At 54.5% G+C, this 18,417-nt stretch carries 16 protein-coding genes; all 16 read left to right on the top strand.

Annotated features, from left to right (window positions below; all coding sequences use genetic code 11):
• Positions 1-4 precede the first annotated feature (4 nt).
• Positions 5-1,252, top strand: coding sequence for an ATP-dependent Clp protease ATP-binding subunit ClpX (gene clpX / locus GCWU000342_RS01445; protein ID WP_045000103.1), 1,248 nt, complete (start codon positions 5-7; stop codon positions 1,250-1,252).
• Positions 1,252-1,863, top strand: a complete 612-nt coding sequence (gene yihA, locus GCWU000342_RS01440) for a ribosome biogenesis GTP-binding protein YihA/YsxC (protein ID WP_045000517.1) — start codon at positions 1,252-1,254, stop codon at positions 1,861-1,863. Before clpX (GCWU000342_RS01445) ends, yihA begins: the two co-directional genes overlap by 1 nt.
• 270 nt (positions 1,864-2,133) lie before the next feature.
• Positions 2,134-3,726, top strand: a complete 1,593-nt coding sequence (gene clpX / locus GCWU000342_RS10110; RefSeq protein WP_156784502.1) for an ATP-dependent Clp protease ATP-binding subunit ClpX — start codon at positions 2,134-2,136, stop codon at positions 3,724-3,726.
• 105 nt (positions 3,727-3,831) lie between these two features.
• Entirely contained in the window at positions 3,832-4,170 is a 339-nt protein-coding gene (locus GCWU000342_RS01430; RefSeq protein WP_006905396.1) for a LemA family protein, read from the top strand.
• Between the two features lie 13 nt (positions 4,171-4,183).
• Positions 4,184-6,277: a DUF2207 domain-containing protein gene (locus GCWU000342_RS01425; RefSeq protein ID WP_045000101.1), complete on the top strand. Its 2,094-nt coding sequence runs from the start codon at positions 4,184-4,186 to the stop codon at positions 6,275-6,277.
• Between the two features lie 106 nt (positions 6,278-6,383).
• A complete protein-coding gene (locus tag GCWU000342_RS09850; protein ID WP_049921446.1) occupies positions 6,384-6,944 on the top strand; it encodes an HD domain-containing protein in 561 nt (186 codons plus the stop codon).
• On the top strand, positions 6,941-8,545 hold the full coding sequence (locus GCWU000342_RS01415) for an MBL fold metallo-hydrolase RNA specificity domain-containing protein (RefSeq protein ID WP_006905393.1): 1,605 nt from the start codon (positions 6,941-6,943) through the stop codon (positions 8,543-8,545). Before GCWU000342_RS09850 ends, GCWU000342_RS01415 begins: the two co-directional genes overlap by 4 nt.
• A 56-nt stretch (positions 8,546-8,601) precedes the next feature.
• Positions 8,602-9,120, top strand: a complete 519-nt coding sequence (locus GCWU000342_RS01410; protein WP_006905392.1) for a QueT transporter family protein — start codon at positions 8,602-8,604, stop codon at positions 9,118-9,120.
• Positions 9,121-9,345: 225 nt separating this feature from the next.
• Positions 9,346-11,112 (top strand): arginine--tRNA ligase, encoded by a 1,767-nt coding sequence (argS, locus tag GCWU000342_RS01405; protein WP_006905391.1) that lies wholly within the window; start codon positions 9,346-9,348, stop codon positions 11,110-11,112.
• A 188-nt stretch (positions 11,113-11,300) separates the two neighbouring features.
• The gene (locus GCWU000342_RS01400; RefSeq protein ID WP_006905390.1) at positions 11,301-12,476 is read left to right on the top strand and encodes a CobW family GTP-binding protein; all 1,176 of its coding nucleotides are present in this window, start codon (positions 11,301-11,303) and stop codon (positions 12,474-12,476) included.
• 98 nt (positions 12,477-12,574) lie between these two features.
• Positions 12,575-13,534 (top strand): TIGR03943 family putative permease subunit, encoded by a 960-nt coding sequence (locus tag GCWU000342_RS01395; protein WP_006905389.1) that lies wholly within the window; start codon positions 12,575-12,577, stop codon positions 13,532-13,534.
• A gap of 266 nt (positions 13,535-13,800) precedes the next feature.
• Positions 13,801-14,691 (top strand): sulfide/dihydroorotate dehydrogenase-like FAD/NAD-binding protein, encoded by an 891-nt coding sequence (locus GCWU000342_RS01390; RefSeq protein ID WP_006905387.1) that lies wholly within the window; start codon positions 13,801-13,803, stop codon positions 14,689-14,691.
• Positions 14,691-16,082, top strand: coding sequence for an NADPH-dependent glutamate synthase (gene gltA / locus GCWU000342_RS01385; RefSeq protein ID WP_006905386.1), 1,392 nt, complete (start codon positions 14,691-14,693; stop codon positions 16,080-16,082). Before GCWU000342_RS01390 ends, gltA begins: the two co-directional genes overlap by 1 nt.
• A gap of 7 nt (positions 16,083-16,089) precedes the next feature.
• Entirely contained in the window at positions 16,090-17,166 is a 1,077-nt protein-coding gene (locus GCWU000342_RS01380; protein ID WP_006905385.1) for an SseB family protein, read from the top strand.
• Between the two features lie 31 nt (positions 17,167-17,197).
• On the top strand, positions 17,198-17,998 hold the full coding sequence (locus tag GCWU000342_RS01375; protein WP_006905384.1) for an AzlC family ABC transporter permease: 801 nt from the start codon (positions 17,198-17,200) through the stop codon (positions 17,996-17,998).
• Positions 17,998-18,330 carry an AzlD domain-containing protein gene (locus GCWU000342_RS01370; protein WP_006905383.1) on the top strand — a complete coding sequence of 111 codons (333 nt, stop codon included), beginning with the start codon at positions 17,998-18,000 and terminating at the stop codon, positions 18,328-18,330. Before GCWU000342_RS01375 ends, GCWU000342_RS01370 begins: the two co-directional genes overlap by 1 nt.
• Positions 18,331-18,417: the final 87 nt, after the last annotated feature.

Genomic DNA, 18,417 nt, shown 5'->3' with positions numbered 1-18,417 from the left:
CAAGATGGCAAACAAGAAAAAAGACGGTGAGGTGCGCTGCTCTTTCTGCGGCAAGACCCAGTCGGAGGTGCGCAAGCTGATTGCCGGCCCGAACGGAGCCTATATCTGCGACGAGTGCGTCGATATCTGCGCGGAGATCATCGATGAGGATTTTGCCGAGGAAGGGCGTTTTGCCAAGCCGAGGGAGAGCTTTGAGATTAACCTGAAGAAGCCAAAGGAGCTAAAGGCCTTCTTAGACGAGTATGTCATCGGTCAGGATGAGGCCAAGAAGGTCCTTTCCGTGGCAGTCTATAATCACTACAAGCGGATTATGAGGGGGGATAAAACTGACGTTGAGCTGCAGAAGTCCAATGTCTTAATGCTGGGGCCCACCGGCTCCGGAAAGACCCTGCTCGCGCAGACCCTGGCCCGGACTCTTGGCGTCCCCTTCGCGATCGCGGACGCGACTACCCTGACAGAGGCCGGTTATGTCGGCGAGGATGTGGAGAATATTATTCTCAAGCTGATCCAGGCTGCCGATTATGACGTCGAGAAGGCGCAGCTTGGAATTATCTATATTGATGAGATCGACAAGATTACCAAGAAATCTGAGAATGTCTCCATTACCAGGGATGTTTCCGGAGAGGGAGTGCAGCAGGCCCTGCTCAAGATCATCGAGGGAACCATGGCCTCTGTTCCGCCCCAGGGAGGGCGCAAGCACCCGCAACAGGAGCTGATCCAGATTGATACCACCAATATTCTCTTCATCTGCGGCGGCGCCTTCGACGGACTGGAGAAGATCATCGAGCAGCGGATTGAAGCCGGTTCCATGGGCTTTGGAGCCAATATCGTAGACAAGAAGAATCGGAGGATCGGAGATCTCTTAAGACAGGTTCTGCCTCAGGATTTCGTCAAGTTCGGCCTGATCCCCGAGTTCATCGGCCGCGTGCCCATCAACGTGGCCTTGAATCAGCTGACAGAAGAGGACATGATACACATTCTGACAGAGCCTAAGAACAGTCTCGTCAAGCAGTATGAGGCTCTTTTTGCCATGGATGACACCAGGCTCACCTTCACGGAGGAGGCCCTGCGAGAAATCGCCAAAAAGTCGATCGAGCGCAAGACCGGAGCCAGAGGGCTTCGTTCCATCATGGAGAATGTCATGATGGATTCCATGTATGAGATTCCAAGCGATGACTCTGTCAAGGAGCTGACCGTCACGGATCAGATGGTGGATGAGAACATGCTTTTGGCCCAGAAAGCGAGTCAATGATGGTCATCCGCAGTGTGGAACTGGAGACGGTGGCGGGAGTCACATCCGCTCTCCCCAAAAATCAGCTGCCGGAAGTGGCTTTTGCAGGACGATCCAATGTGGGCAAGTCCTCTCTGATCAATGCCCTTATGAACCGCAAGTCCTATGCCAGGACCTCTTCTCAGCCGGGCAAGACGCAGACGATCAACTACTACAGGATCAACGATCAGATCTACTGCGTTGATCTGCCCGGCTACGGCTTTGCCAGGGTCTCCAGGGAAGAGAAGGAGGCCTGGGGGAAGATGATTGAGAAGTATCTGGTCACGTCAGAGCAGCTGGCGGCGGTCTTTCTCTTGCTGGATATTCGTCACAGGCCCAATGCCAATGACAAGCAGATGTTCGACTGGATTCAGTATATGGGCTATCAGGCCATTGTCATCGCGACCAAGGCGGATAAGATCAAGCGATCGCAGATCCCGGGCCAGCTCAGGCAGATGAAAGAGGAGCTCAAGGCGGATGAGGATACCATCATCATCCCCTTTTCCGCTTTGACCAAACAGGGAAGAGAGGATATCTGGGACCTGATGGACCAGGTGATCGAGAACGCGGCAGGGAATGAAGAGGCAGAATGAAGACAGTTGGATTGATCGGAGGCCGGTCTCGCTCTGCGGGATGAAAACGAGAAAGAGTAAAGAAATATCTGTAGGAGATAGAGGGAATATATGTCTGATGACAAGAATTATGAGGAGATCTGCAGTGTATGCCACCGCAATTCTTCCGTCGCCGGCAAGATGATCCATCTGCCGGGCAATCTGACCATCTGCGCCGACTGTATGCAAAAGAGCCTTGAGACAATCGAGCGGATGGGCTTTCCCATGGATCCCGGCTTGCTGCAGCAGATGATGCCGGGCGTCTCCGGGAAGACAGATCCGAAAAGTCCCGATCGGGATGCTCTGGAGTCAGATGTGGTCAACCCGGACGGAAGCCCCCTGCGACAGGATCAGTTGACACAGGGGCAGGAGTCGGAGCAGACCGCTGACAGGAGGTCTGAAGGGTCTGATGAAAACCCGGCAGGAAATTCCGGGGAGAAAACCCCGGATCCTAAGGACCGCCCGGAACAAAATACCGGAGAAGACAGGGAAAACCCCAATCAGGACCCGGGCCAGGAAGTTAAGACCAGCCCCAATCAGGACCCCGGACAGAATTCGAACAATCCCTTTGCCGGTTTTCCCGGCTTTGGCATGTTTAATCTGGGCGACCTCTTCAATGGCGGCATGATGGGAATGGGCCAGGGCCCCAGGATCAAGAAGCGGACGAAGCCGGGAGAGAAGAGCGGGGCCGACGGGCAGAAGGATGAGGACGACTATCCCACACTGAATATCAAGGATATCCCCGCCCCACATAAGATCAAGGAACAGCTGGACCAGTATGTGGTGGGACAGGACAAGGCGAAGAAGATGATCTCCGTGGCTGTCTACAACCACTACAAGCGCATCGCCTCCGAGCAGGAGAATCAGAGAGAACTGGGAACGCCTGAGGATCTGGACGGAGTTGATATCGAGAAGTCCAATATTCTGATCATCGGGCCGACCGGAAGCGGAAAGACCTACATGGTTCGCACCTTAGCCAGACTTTTGGATGTGCCCTTAGCAATCACGGATGCCACTTCTCTGACGGAGGCCGGCTATATCGGAGACGATATTGAGTCCGTGGTCTCCAAGCTTCTCGCCGCCGCTGATAACGACGTAGACCGGGCAGAGCAGGGGATCATTTTTGTCGATGAGATCGACAAGCTGGCCAAGAAGAAGAACACCCACTCGCGGGATGTCTCCGGAGAGAGCGTGCAGCAGGGGATGCTCAAGCTCTTAGAGGGGGCGGAAGTGGAGGTACCCGTGGGGGCCTCTTCCAAGAACGCAATGGTGCCCATGACGACCGTGAACACAAGGAATATTCTCTTTATTGTGGGCGGCGCTTTTCCGGGCCTTGAGGACATTATCAAGGAGCGGCTCTCCAAGCGTTCCTCCATGGGCTTTACTTCAGAGCTCAGAGGGGATGTCGGTAAGGATATCCACATCCTGGAGAAGGTTCGGAGCGAGGACCTGCGCAATTTCGGCATGATTCCGGAGTTTTTGGGGAGACTTCCCATTGTCACGGCCTTTGAACAGCTGGATGAGGATATGTTCGTCCGCATTCTGACGGAACCGAAAAACGCGATTATCAAGCAGTATCAGAAGCTCCTGGCCCTGGATGAAGTCAGGCTGACCTTCTCAGACGGAGCCTTCCGCGCCATCGCGAGAAAAGCGGCTGAAGAGGAACTGGGAGCCAGAGCCCTGCGCTCCATCATCGAGGAGTACATGATGGATATCATGTATGAGATCCCCAAGGATCCGGACATCGGAGAGGTGGAGATTACAGAGGACTACATCGAGCACAGGGGAGGCCCCAGGGTGACGATGCGAACGGTGCTGCCTCAGTCGCAGGAGGGTCAGGACTGATCAGATTCAGCTGCTGAAAGCTATGCGGGTTTGGTCTCTGAAAAGCGTAAGAATTGCAGACGAGGCGTCTGTGTATTATGATGCGGGAGACGAGGAGGAAATGAAATGGTATTTATCGCTGTAATTGTCGGCCTTATCATTCTGGCGGCGATCGTGGCCTATGTGGTCAGCTATAACGGCATCTCGCGTCTGCGCAAACAGACAGAGGAAGCTCTGGCCACCATGGAGTCTGTCCGCAGGACTTATGAGAGCAAGCAGGCGGAGGGGATGACCGAGGAAGAGAAGAAGAAGGAAGATCAGGATCTGGAATACGCCGTTCGCTATTTCAACGGATGCGCCAGAAGCTACAATCAGAGAATTGAGACCTTTCCGGGCAATCTGATCGCCGATATGCTTCATTTGCCCCCGGCCAAACTCTATGCGGGAAATGATTTTGAACAGTAGAAGGAGAGACGGGATGAAATACAGAATGCGCAGAAGAGGGCTTGGCGCTGTTATCCTTGCTCTCGGACTCCTGCTGCAGTCGTGTCTTTTGTTCGGCATGCCCGCCCATGCCGCGGACAATGTCTTTGGGAATACGGACAAGCTGGACCTGTCTCCCAGTGAGGATTTGATTCCGAGTCACGATGGCAGCGACGGCCTGGCGGATGGCTATGTGATGGATTCCTATCACGTAGATGTCCAGGTGAAGGAGGATAATACCTATGAGGTCAAAGAGACCTTTGCGGCCTATTTTACAAGTCAAAAGCATGGTCTGATCCGCACGATTCCGACGACGGGGACTTATCGGAGAGAGGACGGGAGCTCAAGCAGCTTTCGGGCCAGGGTGACGGATGTCCGGGCCAATGTCAAGTCCAGTGTGGAGAGGTCCAATGGAAAGGTCAGGATTAAGATGGGGGATGCAGGCACCTATGTCTACGGTCCCAAGACTTATACCATTTCCTACCGCTATCAGCTGGGCAAGGATACTCTGAAGGGAGCGGATGAATTTTACTATAATCTGATCGGAACCAGCTGGAATACAACGATCGGCAATGTCAGCTTTCAGATTACGATGCCAAAGGAGATCACCGAGGACCAGGCGAAGAGCCTTGGTTTTACCTCCGGAGGATATGGAAGCGGCCGAACGGGAGACACACTCTATCAGATCAAGGGAAATACGGTCCAAGGTAAGCTGATGCGCCAGCTGAAGAGCAATCAGGGCTTTACCGTCCGTATGACTCTGCCGGAGGGCTATTACACCTATCCTGTGGACTACAGTCTCTTTCTGGTCATCGGACTTGCCCTTTTAGGCATTTTTGTGGCGGTGATTTTCTGGTTCATCTTCGGCAATGACAGAAAGGTTGTGGAGAGTGTCCAGTTCTACCCGCCGGAGGGCTACAACAGTCTGGATGTAGCCATGGCCTATCACGGCAAGGTCAGTATGTCGGATATTCCCTCTTTGATCCCCTACCTGGCCAATGAAGGCTATCTGATCATCCGGGATAAGAAGAGAGAAAGCGGAGGGGGTCTTCCCTTTTCCGGGGGCCTTACGAAAAATATCAGCTTTGAGCGCGTATCCCACTACAAGGGGAGCAACGAGAGCGAGCGGCTCTTCATGCAGGGCTTCTTTAAATCCGGAAGCAAGGTCAAGCATTCCGACTTAAAGGGCAGCTTTCATGAGACCTGCGAGGAGATTCTGAGACAGGAGAATCTACACTCCAAGGTAAAGGAGGAGAATTACACGAACCAGGAGTTTTTGATCGACGCGATCCTTCTGATTTTCGTGGCTCTGATTTCCTTCGTGGCCATTTTCAGCGGGCTTAACGCGGAGGGAGCTTCGACTTTGGCCTCTTTCATCAGCGGCTTGATTGTCGCGGCGATTATGAGCTTTGTTGCCGTCCATGTCGCCGGACTGGTCAGGATCGGAGGCATCAGTGTCGGCGGGGTCAGCGGACTCAGTATTCCGGCCCTTTTGTGGCGCATTGCCAGCTCCTGGATATTTCTGGCTCTGATCTTCTATGCGGGGAAGAGCTTTTTATCCTCTCTGGCAGGCTTTTTCAATTATTTTACCGGAGGACTTTTGCTTCGACTTCTGGTCGCAATCACGGCCACTCTGATCATCGCCTTCTTTATGCACTTCATGCCCAAGCGCACGAGCAAGGGAGATGAGATCTACGGGCGGATCCTGGGCTTCCGGACCTTTTTGCAGACAGCTGAGAAAGATCGCCTGCAGATGCTGGTGGATGAGAATCCCCAGTACTTCTACAACATTATCCCCTTTGCCTATGTTCTGGGCGTATCGAAGGTTTGGATGGACAAATTCAAGGACATTACCATGCCTGCTCCGTCCTATCTGGCGGGTGCTGACAGGGGAGATGCCTTCTGGGACTACTATTATTTTTCCAGCCTGATGAACGCGGTCAATCACGATATCTATCACGCGTCTGTCACGCTTCCGGCATCCGATTCCTCCTCCTGGGGAGATTTCGGCAGCGGAAGCTTTGGGGGCGGCTCCGGCGGAGGTTTCTCCGGGGGCGGCTCCGGCGGCGGCGGCGGTTCTTCCTGGTAGATCAAAACCGGTTACCCCCTGTGAAAATTCCCGATGGAGAAACACAGGGGGATTTCTTTCGGCTATAATGGTAGCAGCAAACGTAGATTCTGGACGAGGTGAGAGCATGACCGATCTGGAACTGGTCAAAGCAGCAGAGGCTTATGCCAGGAGGTGCCACGCGGGACAGACAGACAAATGCGGGGTGCCCTATATCGAGCATCCGCGCACAGTGGCCTCGCTTCTTCGCGACCCCAAGGAGAAATGCGTTGCCTGGCTCCACGATACGGTAGAGGATTCTTCCGCGACCGTCGAGGACATCCGGTCGATCTTTGGAGATGAAATCGCGGACGCGGTGGAACTTTTGACCCATGACAAGAGCATGCCCTATCTGGACTATATCAAGAGACTGGCGGTCAATCCCCTGGCCCGCAGAACTAAGATGGCGGACCTCTTTCACAATATGGATGAGAGCCGCTTTGAGGGGAGGGAGATCCCGGAGCGCCTGGTCTGGAAGCGGGCCAATTGCTATCTGCCGGCATTTGATTACCTGGAGCAAGTCGGCCGGGAGGAAGGTGAAAAGGAGCGGTTTTATGAAAGGGATGAGAGGGAAGTAGAAATCCATTTGACCAGGCATGACAAGAGAACAGGAACTTCCGAAAAGGGGAGCAGAGAGGGGGAAGGATGAAAATTACATTTATTGGAGCCGCGCATGAGGTGACCGGATCCTGTCACTATGTGGAGGCAGGGGATAAGAAGTTCCTTGTGGACTGCGGTATGGAACAGGGGGCGGATATCTATGAGAATCAGGAGATTCCGGTCAATCCGTCTGATCTGGACTATATTTTTGTGACCCATGCCCATATCGATCATTCCGGCCTTTTGCCCCTGCTCTATGTACACGGCTTTCGGGGAACGATCTTTTCCACAGAGGCGACCAGGCAGCTCTGCAATATTATGCTCAAGGATTCCGCCCATATTCAGGAGCAGGAGGCGGAGTGGAAGAACCGCAAGGCGCAGCGAAGCGGGGGACAGCTGGTAGAGCCTATGTACACAAGCAGGGACGCGGAAAAGACGCTGCAGCTCTTTGAGGGAATTGCCTATGGACGCAAGATAGAGGTCAGCGAGGGGATTCAAGTCAGATTCAATGACGCTGGACATCTGCTGGGGTCTTCTTTCATTGAGATCTGGCTCAGGGAAAATGGGATCGAGCGCAAGATCGTATTTTCCGGAGACCTCGGCAATCATGACCGGCCGCTGATCAAGAATCCGGAGCACGTGACAGACGCGGATTACGTATTGATAGAGTCCACCTATGGGGACCGGGTTCACGACAAGCCTCAGGACTTCGCGGTCCCGCTTGCCCAGGTGATACTGGACACTTTAAAGAGGGGCGGAAACATCGTGATTCCGGCCTTCTCCGTGGGAAGAACCCAGGAGCTGCTCTACTATATCCGAAGGATCAAGGAGGAGGGGCTGATTCCCGCTCCTTACGCCGATTTCGAGGTCTATATGGACTCTCCTCTGGCGGTGGAGGCGACGAATGTCTTCAACAAGTCTGTCTCGGAGTGCTTTGACCAGGCGGCCCTGGAGCTGGTGCAGAAGGGGATCAATCCCATCGCCTTCCCGGGGCTGCGGGTGGCGGTCTCCTCTGAGGAGTCCAAGGCCATCAATTTCGATGAGAAACCCAAGCTGATCATCTCCGCGTCCGGTATGTGTGAGGCTGGCCGGATCCGCCATCATCTGAAGCACAATCTCTGGAGGCCGGAGTCCTCCGTGATCTTTGTCGGCTATCAGGTTCCGGGAACCCTGGGCTACAACCTCTTAAATGGAGCCAGACACATCAAACTCTTCGGAGAGGAAGTGGAGGTCAGGGCTCAGATCTGCGAGCTGCCCGGCATCTCCGGCCACGCCGACCGGAACATGCTTCTGGAGTGGCTTGGCGGGTTTAAGGAGGCTCCGTCCAGGGTTTTTGTCGTACACGGAGAGGATCAGGTGACGGATGCCTTTGCCGCCGCGATCAAGGAGACATACGGCTATGACAGCTATGCTCCCTATTCCGGGGACAGCTTTGACCTGATCACAGGAGATCAGGTCGCCGTCGGAAGCCATGTCAAGAGGGAGAAGGCCCCGGGGAAGGCGCGTACGACTTCTGCCGTCTTCGGTCGCCTTGTGGCTGCGGGAGAGAGGCTTATGGCAGTCATTCGCCGGTCTGAGGGAGGGGCCAACAAGGATCTGGGCAAGTTCGCCGATCAGATCGATGCATTGAGCAATAAGTGGGACAGATAGTCCCTGCCGTGTGTTCGAAACCATCCACACGTAAAACAAAACTAAGGAGATTACAAATGAACAAAAAGAAACTCAGTACCCTGTTTATCGTTCAGGCGGCTATGATTGCGGCGATCTATGTCGTTTTAACCGTCTTTATTTCCGCCTTCGGACTGGCCAGCGGGGCCATTCAGGTTCGTATTTCAGAAGCCCTCTGTATCCTGCCGGTCTTTACGCCGGCGGCGGTTCCGGGGCTTTTTGTCGGCTGCCTGATCGCCAATATCATTGTCCCCGGGGCGGGACTGGCCGATATTGTATTCGGGAGTCTGGCGACTTTGATCGCGGCGGTATTCAGCTACCTGCTTCGAAAGAAGGGTTTTCTCGCGACCCTGCCCCCGGTGATCGCCAACGCCATCATCATTCCTCTGGTCTTAAAGTATGCCGGCGGCCTGGGAGATGCTTTCTGGTTTTTAGCCTTAACCGTCGGCGCGGGAGAGCTGATCTCGGTCTGCCTGCTGGGCTGGCTCTTAAAAGTCCTTCTCTGGAAGTATCGCAATATTATTTTTAAAACAGATGACTTCAGCAGGAATGAGTGAGGCTGAGATGAAGAAGAGGTGGACCTGGCCTGCCGAGATAAGGAATAAATGCCCTGGGCTTACAGAGATAAGTAAGGGAAGGCCCCGGCTCTGTGACAAAAGGGGCGGGTTATGCTAGAATCTAACAGATTTTGTGGGATAACAGGCATGATGCTTTGTGCCTGATTTTGCGCTTGATGAGGGGCTGATGAAAGGGCCCCCTACCAATGGATGTGAGGATGATCTATGCAAGAGCTTCTTGAACTGATTAGCGAGCGGGTCGCGAACGCCTTTGAGGCGGCCGGATATGACCGCAAGCTGGGCCGGGTGACCGTATCCAACCGGCCGGACCTGTGCGAATACCAGTGCAACGGCGCTATGGCGGGGGCTAAAACCTACCACAAGGCCCCCTTTATGATCGCGGATGAAATAGCGGACTGCCTGTCTGGCGATGAGATGTTTGCGTCTGCAGAATCCGTCAAGCCGGGCTTTCTCAACATCAGGGTTTCCGGGGACTTTCTGGCGGACTATGCCAATCAGATGGCGGCAGATCAGGAGCGCCTGGGTCTTGAGAAGGAGAGGAATCCCAGAAGCATTATTATCGATTATGGCGGGCCAAATGTGGCGAAACCCCTGCATGTGGGACATTTGCGCAGCGCCATCATCGGCGAGGCAGTCAAGCGGATTGCCCGTTTCGCGGGTAATCAGGTCCTGGGGGATATTCATCTGGGAGACTGGGGTCTTCAGATGGGTCTGATTATCACGGAGCTGCGTGAGCGCAAGCCGGACCTAGTCTACTTCGATGCGGATTATCAGGGGGCCTACCCTGAGGAGGCGCCATTTACCATCTCGGAGTTGGAGGAGATCTACCCCTGCGCCTCAGGCAAGTCCAAGGAGGATGAGGGCTACCATGCCGCTGCCATGCAGGCGACCAATGAACTGCAGCAGGGGAGAAGGGGTTATCAGGCTCTTCTGGAACACATTCTTCGTGTCTCTGTCAGCGATTTAAAGAAGAACTATGAGAAGCTGTCGGTCAGCTTCGATCTCTGGATGGGAGAGTCCGATGCTCAGCCCTATATTCCGGCTATGGTAGAGAAAATGAAGAGGGATGGATTCGCCTATCTCTCCGAGGGGGCCCTTGTCGTCGATGTGGCGGAGGGGTCAGACACAAAGGAGATGCCTCCCTGTATGATTCTGAAGTCGGATGGCTCAGCGCTCTACAACACGACAGACCTGGCCACCCTGGTTATGCGGGAGGAGCGCTATCAGCCCGATGAGATCATCTATGTGGTGGATAAGCGCCAGGAGCTCCATTTTACCCAGTGCTTCCGCGTAGCCAGAAAGACGAAAATTGTCCCCCCGGAGACCGGGCTGGTATTCCTGGGCTTTGGAACCATGAACGGCAGGGATGGAAAGCCCTTTAAGACCAGAGACGGCGGGGTCATGCGCCTTGAGAATCTGCTCGCCGACGTCAACGCAAAAATGCTGGAGAAGATCCTGGAGGGCGGTCATATGCAGAAAGAGGAAGCCGGCAGGACGGCGGAGATCGTCGGTCTGGCCGCCTTAAAATACGGGGATCTCTCGAACCAGGCCTCCAAGGACTATGTGTTCGATCTGGACCGCTTTACTTCCGCGGAGGGTAACACCGGCCCTTATATTCTCTATACCATTGTGCGCATCAAGTCGATTTTGAAGCGCTATGAGGAGGAGAATTCCTTGGAGGGCCTTCGCGTTCTGCCTCCGGCTTCGCCCAGCGAAAAGGATCTGATGCAGCTGGCGGCCCGTTTCGGAGATAACTTCAGGACTGCCTATGAGGAGCTGGCGCCTCACAAGTTATGCGCCTATATCTATGAGCTCTCCAATGCCTTCAACCGTTTTTATCACGAGACGAAAATTCTGTCTGAGGAGGATGAGGAGAAAAAGGCCTCCTGGATTGCCCTGCTCTCACTGACGAAGAGGATCCTTGAGAAGAGCATCGACCTCCTGGGATTTGCGGCGCCGGAGCGCATGTAAAGATTAAGACACTTGACAGAGGTGATAGGATAGAAGTATAGATTAGCCACCAGAGGTTCTGGTGGCTAACTTGATGGAGCACAACTTATCTGCCGACTCCGCGGTAGGCGGACGCAGAGAGCTGACGAAGAGGAGAGCGCACAGCCTGCTTGTCGCTGCGTGTTCTCCTTCCTGAGAAAGGAAGAAAAATGGCTAAGACCAAAATTGATATTATTTCCGGATTTTTGGGAGCGGGCAAGACGACCTTCATGAAGAAGCTGATCGGCGACGCCTTAAAGGATGAGAAGGTCGTTATTGTTGAGAATGAGTTCGGTGAGATCGGCATCGACTCCGGTTTTCTCAAGGAGACAGGAATCACCGTGTCTGAGATTAACGGCGGCTGCGTTTGCTGTACGCTGGTCGGCGATTTTACAGCGAATCTGAGAGAGGTTATTGAGACCTATCATCCGGACCGGATTCTCGTGGAGCCCTCCGGTGTGGCCAAGCTGTCGGACGTTATGGTATCTGTCATGGAAGTGGCGGAGACCATGGATTGTCAGATGGGAGCCCTGGTGACCGTGATCAATGCGCTCAAGGCCTCCAAGCAGCTCAAGGCCTTCGGGGAATTCTTTATTGACCAGATTGAGCACGCGACGACGATTGTTCTCTCCCGCAGTCAGAAGGCCAGTCCCGAGCAGCTGGAGTTCTGCACCAGACAGATTCAGGAGCATAATCCAAAGGCTACAGTAATTACCACACCCTGGGATCAGCTGACCGGCAAGGTGCTTTTGTCCGCGATTGAGGGTAAGGATTCCCTGGAGGTACAGGCCCTGGCATCCTTGCATCATGAGCAGGAGGAGGCAGAACACCATCATCATGATCACGAGCACGGAGAGGGCCATGCTTGCTGCCATCATGATCACGACCATGAACATGAGGAAGGCCATAGCTGTCACCACGATCACGAGCATGGGGAGGGCCATGCTTGCTGCCATCATGATCACGACCATGAACATGAGGAAGGCCATGGCTGTCACCACGATCACGAGCATGGGGAGGGGCACGGCTGTTGCCATCATGACCACGGGCACGGCCACCATCATGCGGATGAGATATTTACGACCTGGGGAAAGGAGACGCCGCATGTCTTTGCCCGGGAGACGATTGAAAACGCCATGAGGGCTTTTGCAAAGACCGAGGACTATGGCTACATTGTCCGGTCCAAGGGGATTGTGCCCTGTGAAGACGGCACCTGGCTCTATTTTGACCTGGTCGACGGGGAGTATGAGATCAGGACCGGTGAGCCAGATTATACCGGACGTCTGGTTGTGATCGGCACGGATGTCAGGGAAGAGAAGCTGGAGGAAGTCTTCGGTCTCGCATGATTGGTCTCGCATGAGATGACAGTTTGGGCAGAGAAAAGAGTCTGAAGAGTCCGGGCCAAAGAGGCCAAAGAAATGTGTTCTGAGAGAGGAGAGCCCATATGGCGACAGAAATTCCCGTTTATTTTTTCAGCGGATTCATGGATTCCGGAAAGACCAGCCTGATACGAGAGACCCTTTTTGAGAACAACTTCACAGAGAACGGAAGCCGCCTCCTTTTGATCGCCTGTGAGGATGGAGATGAGGAGTATGACGAGGCAAAGCTGGCGTCAATTGGCGGGGAGTTGGTCTGGATTGAGAAGGAAGAAGATTTCACCTATGAGAAGTTGGTGGAATTGAATGCTCAGTACAAGCCCGATTTAGTTTTTATCGAGTACAACGGAACCTGGGAGACAGGCCCCGTCTATGAGATGCGGCTGCCCGCCGGATGGATCATTGTACAGTCTCTTGCGACAGTGGACGCGGGGACTTTTGAGATGTATCAACTGAATATGCGGGCTATGATCATGGAACAGCTCTTTCATGCCGATGTCGTGATCTTCAACCGCTGTGACGACAAGACCCCAAAGACCAAGTTTCGGGCAGCGGTCAAGGCTGTAAACCGCAAGGCCCAGCTGGTCTATGAGCGGGCGGACGGCAGCGTGGATGAGGCAGAAGAGGCCCTTCCCTTTGATCTCAACGCCGATCCTCTGGAGATCACCGATGCCGACTACGCGCTCTGGTTTATGGACTGCATGGACCATCCCGACAAGTATGACGGAAAGAGGGTGCATTTCACGGCCCTGGTCTATAATCCCCAGGAGGGAGAGGGCAGGAACCGGAGAAATGTCTTCGTGCCCGGCCGCTTTGCCATGACCTGCTGTATCGAAGACGTTCAGTTTCTGGGCATGAAAGCAAAGTATGACAAGGCTTATGAGATTCAACACAAGTCATGGATCGATTTGACAGCGGAAATCAGGTATGAGTTCGCCAAAGAGTATTCCGGCAAGGGTCCGGTTCTCTATCCCGTCTCAATTAAATCGGCAGACAGGCCTGAGGACGAGCTGGTTTACTTTTCTTAATCCGGATCTTATGATCGCCCCGGGCAGGCAGCTCATTCGATGGCGAATCAGGAAGAATAAAAGGAACGGAAGATCAGGAGAGTTCGTGAGAAATGACGGGCTCTCTTTTTATGACACTTTTCATATTGTCCTCGAAAAAGTGGGCAAAGTCAGCCGCAATCCGTAGATAATGAGGGGCTGAAATGGTATCCTTATGGCTGACGGCAGCACGCCGTTGTTGGCACAGGTATCCCCATTTTACCCGGGGATCATTTGGGAGGAAAACTATGTATCAGATCCTGAGTAAGGCAAAGCTTGCCGACAAGATCTTTGAGATGGTGGTCAGGGCGCCCCGTGTGGCACACAAATGCCTGCCGGGCCAGTTCATCATCGCCAAGATTGACGAGACAGGAGAGCGCATTCCCCTGACGATCTGCGACTATGACCGCGAAGAGGGAACTATTACCATCGTCTTTCAGACGGTGGGCGCTTCGACGGAGCGCATGTCCTTTCTGGAAGCGGGAGAGGCATTTGAGGACTTCATCGGTCCCCTGGGTCGTCCCTCAGTCCTCTGTCTGGAAGAGAATCTCGACAAGACAAGAGAGAAGAAGATCGTATTTATCTGCGGCGGCGTCGGAACGGCGCCTATTTATCCCCAGGTCAAGTGGCTCAAGGAGCATGGGATTCCCGCAACCGTTATTATGGGCTCCCGCAACAAGGATCTTCTCTTCTATGTGGACAACATGAAGGAGGTCGCGGAACACCTCTATGTCTGCACGGATGACGGCTCCTATGGTTTTCACGGGATGGGAACCAATCAGCTGCAGGCCCTCTGGGATCAGGGAGACCGCTTTGATCACTGCGTTGCCATCGGCCCTATGATCATGATGAAATTCGTCTGCAAACTGACTGCGGAGCTCGGCATTCACACGGAAGTGTCCATGAATCCTATTATGGTGGATGGAACCGGTATGTGCGGAGCCTGCCGTATTTTGGTTGGAGATGAAGTTAAGTTTGCCTGTGTGGACGGGCCCGAGTTTGACGGCCACAAGGTGGACTGGGATGCGGCTATGGTGCGCCAGCAGCAGTATAAGACGGCAGAGGGCAGGGCCATGCTTGCCCTTAAGGAAGGCAAGACACATCACGGCGGCTGCGGCAATTGCGGAGGTGACAGATAATGGCACAGGATATGATGGTAAGAGTGCCGATCGCCGAGCAGGAGCCGGCGGTTCGCGCTAAGAATTTTGAAGAGGTATGTCTGGGTTACACAGAAGAAGAGGCGATCCTTGAGGCTAATCGCTGCCTCAACTGCAAGAATCCCCGCTGTGTGGCAGGCTGTCCCGTGAGTATCAATATTCCTGCTTTCATCCAGGAGATCAAGGCGGGAGACGCTGCAGCGGCTTATCGGACGATTTCACTGTCCTCGGCCCTGCCCGCTGTCTGCGGCCGCGTCTGTCCCCAGGAGACCCAGTGCGAGGGCGTCTGTGTCCGGGGCATCAAGGGTCAGCCTGTGGCCATCGGCAAGCTGGAGCGCTACGCCGCGGATACTGCCGCCGCCCGGGGGATTATGCCGGAGAATCACTCCAAGCCCAATGGGCATAAGGTCGCTGTGATCGGGGCAGGCCCTGCCGGTCTGACCTGTGCCGGAGATCTGGCTAAGATGGGCTATGACGTCACGATTTTTGAGGCCCTGCACAGGGCCGGCGGCGTGCTTGTCTATGGAATCCCGGAATTCCGTCTGCCAAAGGACAAGGTGGTTCGTCACGAGGTGGAGAACGTCAAGGCACTGGGCGTCAAAATCGAGGAGAATGTCGTCATCGGGCGTTCTGTTACCATCGACGAGCTGATGGAAGAAGAGGGATTTGAGGCGATATTCATCGGATCCGGCGCGGGTCTTCCACGCTTCATGGGAATTCCCGGGGAGCAGGCCAACGGGGTCTTCTCGGCCAATGAGTTTTTGACCCGCAACAACCTGATGAAGGCCTACGATGATGACTACGATACCCCCATTTCCCGCGGGAAAAAGGTTGTTGTGGTCGGAGGCGGCAACGTGGCCATGGACGCGGCCCGCACGGCCCTTCGCCTGGGTGCTGAGGTGCATGTGGTCTATCGCCGCTCTGAGGAGGAGCTTCCGGCCCGCGCGGAGGAAGTGCACCACGCGAAGGAAGAGGGGATCATCTTTGACCTCCTTCAGAATCCCACGGAAATTCTGGTCGATGAAAAGGGCTGGGTCAAGGGATGTCGGATTATCAAAATGGAACTGGGTGAGCCGGATGAGTCCGGCCGCCGTCGTCCCGTTGAAATTCCGGGCTCTGAGTATGAAATCAGCTGTGACACGGTGATTATGTCTCTGGGAACCTCTCCAAACCCCCTCATTTCCCATACAACCAAGGGGCTGGAGACCAACCGTCGCGGCTGTATTGTGACGGAGGGTGAGTTCGGGGCAACCACCAAGGAAGCGGTTTACGCGGGCGGAGACGCGGTGACCGGAGCGGCTACCGTCATTCTGGCCATGGGCGCCGGCAAGGAAGCCGCGAAGGGTATCGATCAATACTTTAAGAATAAGTGAGTGTAAAATGGCAATTCGGATTAAGGATCGTCTCAAGGCTCTGGCCATTGACGACCATAAGACATTGGATATCATTCGGGCTTTTTCCGACCGCGGCGACAGGGAGACCTTCCTTGCCATGCTGGATCAATTTGCGGGAATCGATATGATCTCACCTTCGACTGTGGACGACGAGGGGAATGCGCACCCGGTCTTTTTGCAGGACGAGCAGAAGGCCTTCTGGCTGCCTCTGTATACCTCCGTCAATTCCCTTCCCTCCGGGGATGGGGCGCCAAAGTCAGACGCTCTGACCAAAGTGCCATTCCTGGGGGCCTGCCAGTTGACTATGCAGGCAAAGATTGCCGGGATTATTGTCAATCCCTTTTCAGAGAAGATCGTTTTGCAGAAGATTCTGATCGAAAAGATTCTCTCTGTCTCCCGGGGCGAGAGCAGCTACGACGAGGAGGACATGAACTTCCGTACAGACAAGGGAGAGCCGATACAGGAGGGCAAGGTCACACGGGCAGATGAGGAGCAAGAGGAAGAGGAAATCGTCATCGAAGTGACGGTGACAAAGCCCGATGGATCTACAAATCAGCAGGCCATGACAGAGAGCCAGTTCAACTATTTCATGCGTCAGCAGGTAGACCTTGGCCTTCTGGCAAAAGCTTTTTTGGAGGATCCGCAGGATAGCATCCGGCATTTTACGGAGGGCGGGGTGAAAGCCATCGACGCCTTCTATGAGTCCTGCTATCGCCTGCAGGGGGGAGAGCGCTTCTACCCCTACCTCCTGGAGGACTTTGATTCAATGGCCCTGACCGTGGGAGAGGATCTGGATATTGTCCGCATTGACATGCCGCAGAAGTATCTGATCGTCCCCTGTGCCAAGAGCGTCTTTTTGACCTGGGATCGGAAGAAGAAGGTCGGCCGATATTTCTCTGTCGAGATCGGAAAGACCCTGTCTCAGAGCCCGCTGTCCGAGGTGACCGCCGTCGGAGATCAGGGGATCTCCTTCCACCATGAGGTCCTCCTGGAGCATGTGGAGGACAGTGCGGAGTTGTCGGCGGTTGTTGATATTCTGCGTCCCGGTCAGGGAGAAGACTGAGGTGGAAGCCTTGAATCGAGAGAACTTTCGAATGGGGATGCGTGACGGCATCCCCATTGCTTTAGGATATTTTGCCGTGTCCTTTGCCTTTGGCATGACGGCGGTCGCCGATGGAATGCGGGGAATGGATGCGGTGATCATATCGGCGACCAATGTCACCTCGGCCGGCCAGTTTGCCGGTCTGGGAATCATTCTGGGAGACGGGAGTTACCTGGAAATCCTTTTGAGCCAGCTGGTCATCAACCTGCGCTACATGCTCATGTCCTTCTCCCTGGCTCAGCGGATGGAGCCGGACGCTCCCTTGTATAAGCGCCTTCTCATGTCCTTCGGTGTGACGGATGAAATATTTGGGATTTCGATCACCAGACCCGGATACGTGAGGCCGGACTTTCACCTGGGAGCCATGGCGGTGGCGATTCCCGGCTGGGTGCTGGGAACCGCCACAGGCGCCGTCATGGGCAAGCTTCTGCCGGCCATGATTCTCTCCGCTTTATCTGTGGCTATTTACGGCATGTTTCTCGCGATTATTATTCCTCCGATGGAGAAGGATCATTCGCTTTTAGGACTTGTTCTGGCGGCCATGAGTCTTTCGGCCGCTCTGGCCTACGGGCCTGAGCTTCTGGAAGGTGCACTGGGACTGGTATCCGGGCTGCTTCCCAGGCTTTCCTCCGGGACGAGCGTCATTATCGTCACCGTTTTTGCGGCTGCTCTCTTTGCCTGGATCCGTCCCCTGCCCCAGGAGGAAGCCGACGCCGACGCTGCGGAGGAGGACAGAGAAAAAGTGCCTGCTGACTCGACAGGGAACGGCGGAGAAAAAGGGAGGAAAAAGTGATGAGACACAGTATCTATATCTACATTCTTCTGATGGCCCTCGTCACCTATGCCATTCGCGCGCTTCCGATTCTGGCTTTTACCAGGGAGATTCGAAGCCCCTTTTTCAAGTCCTTTCTCTACTATGTCCCCTACGCGGCGCTTGCGTCCATGACCTTTCCCGCTATTTTGACAGCGACCGCTTCGCCGATCTCAGGCCTGCTTGCATTCGTCGTGGCCCTCTGGATGGCCTATCGGAAGAAGAGTCTGCTCCTGGTGGCCCTGTCAGCCTGCGGGGCAGTCTTCCTCGCGGAGAGGGGAATGGATCTTGCCAGGGCAATGCAGCTGATCTAAGACAAAGAGAATGCATCGGATCTGAGACAAAGAGAATTTATCTGATCTGAAATATAAAATAGTTATCTGGCGCCAGGCAGAGAATCG

This window comes from Shuttleworthella satelles DSM 14600, from assembly GCF_000160115.1.
Lineage (GTDB): Bacteria > Bacillota > Clostridia > Lachnospirales > Lachnospiraceae > Shuttleworthia > Shuttleworthia satelles.
Note: the sequence above shows the minus strand (reverse complement) of the source record. Positions and strands in the feature narration are given on the sequence as shown.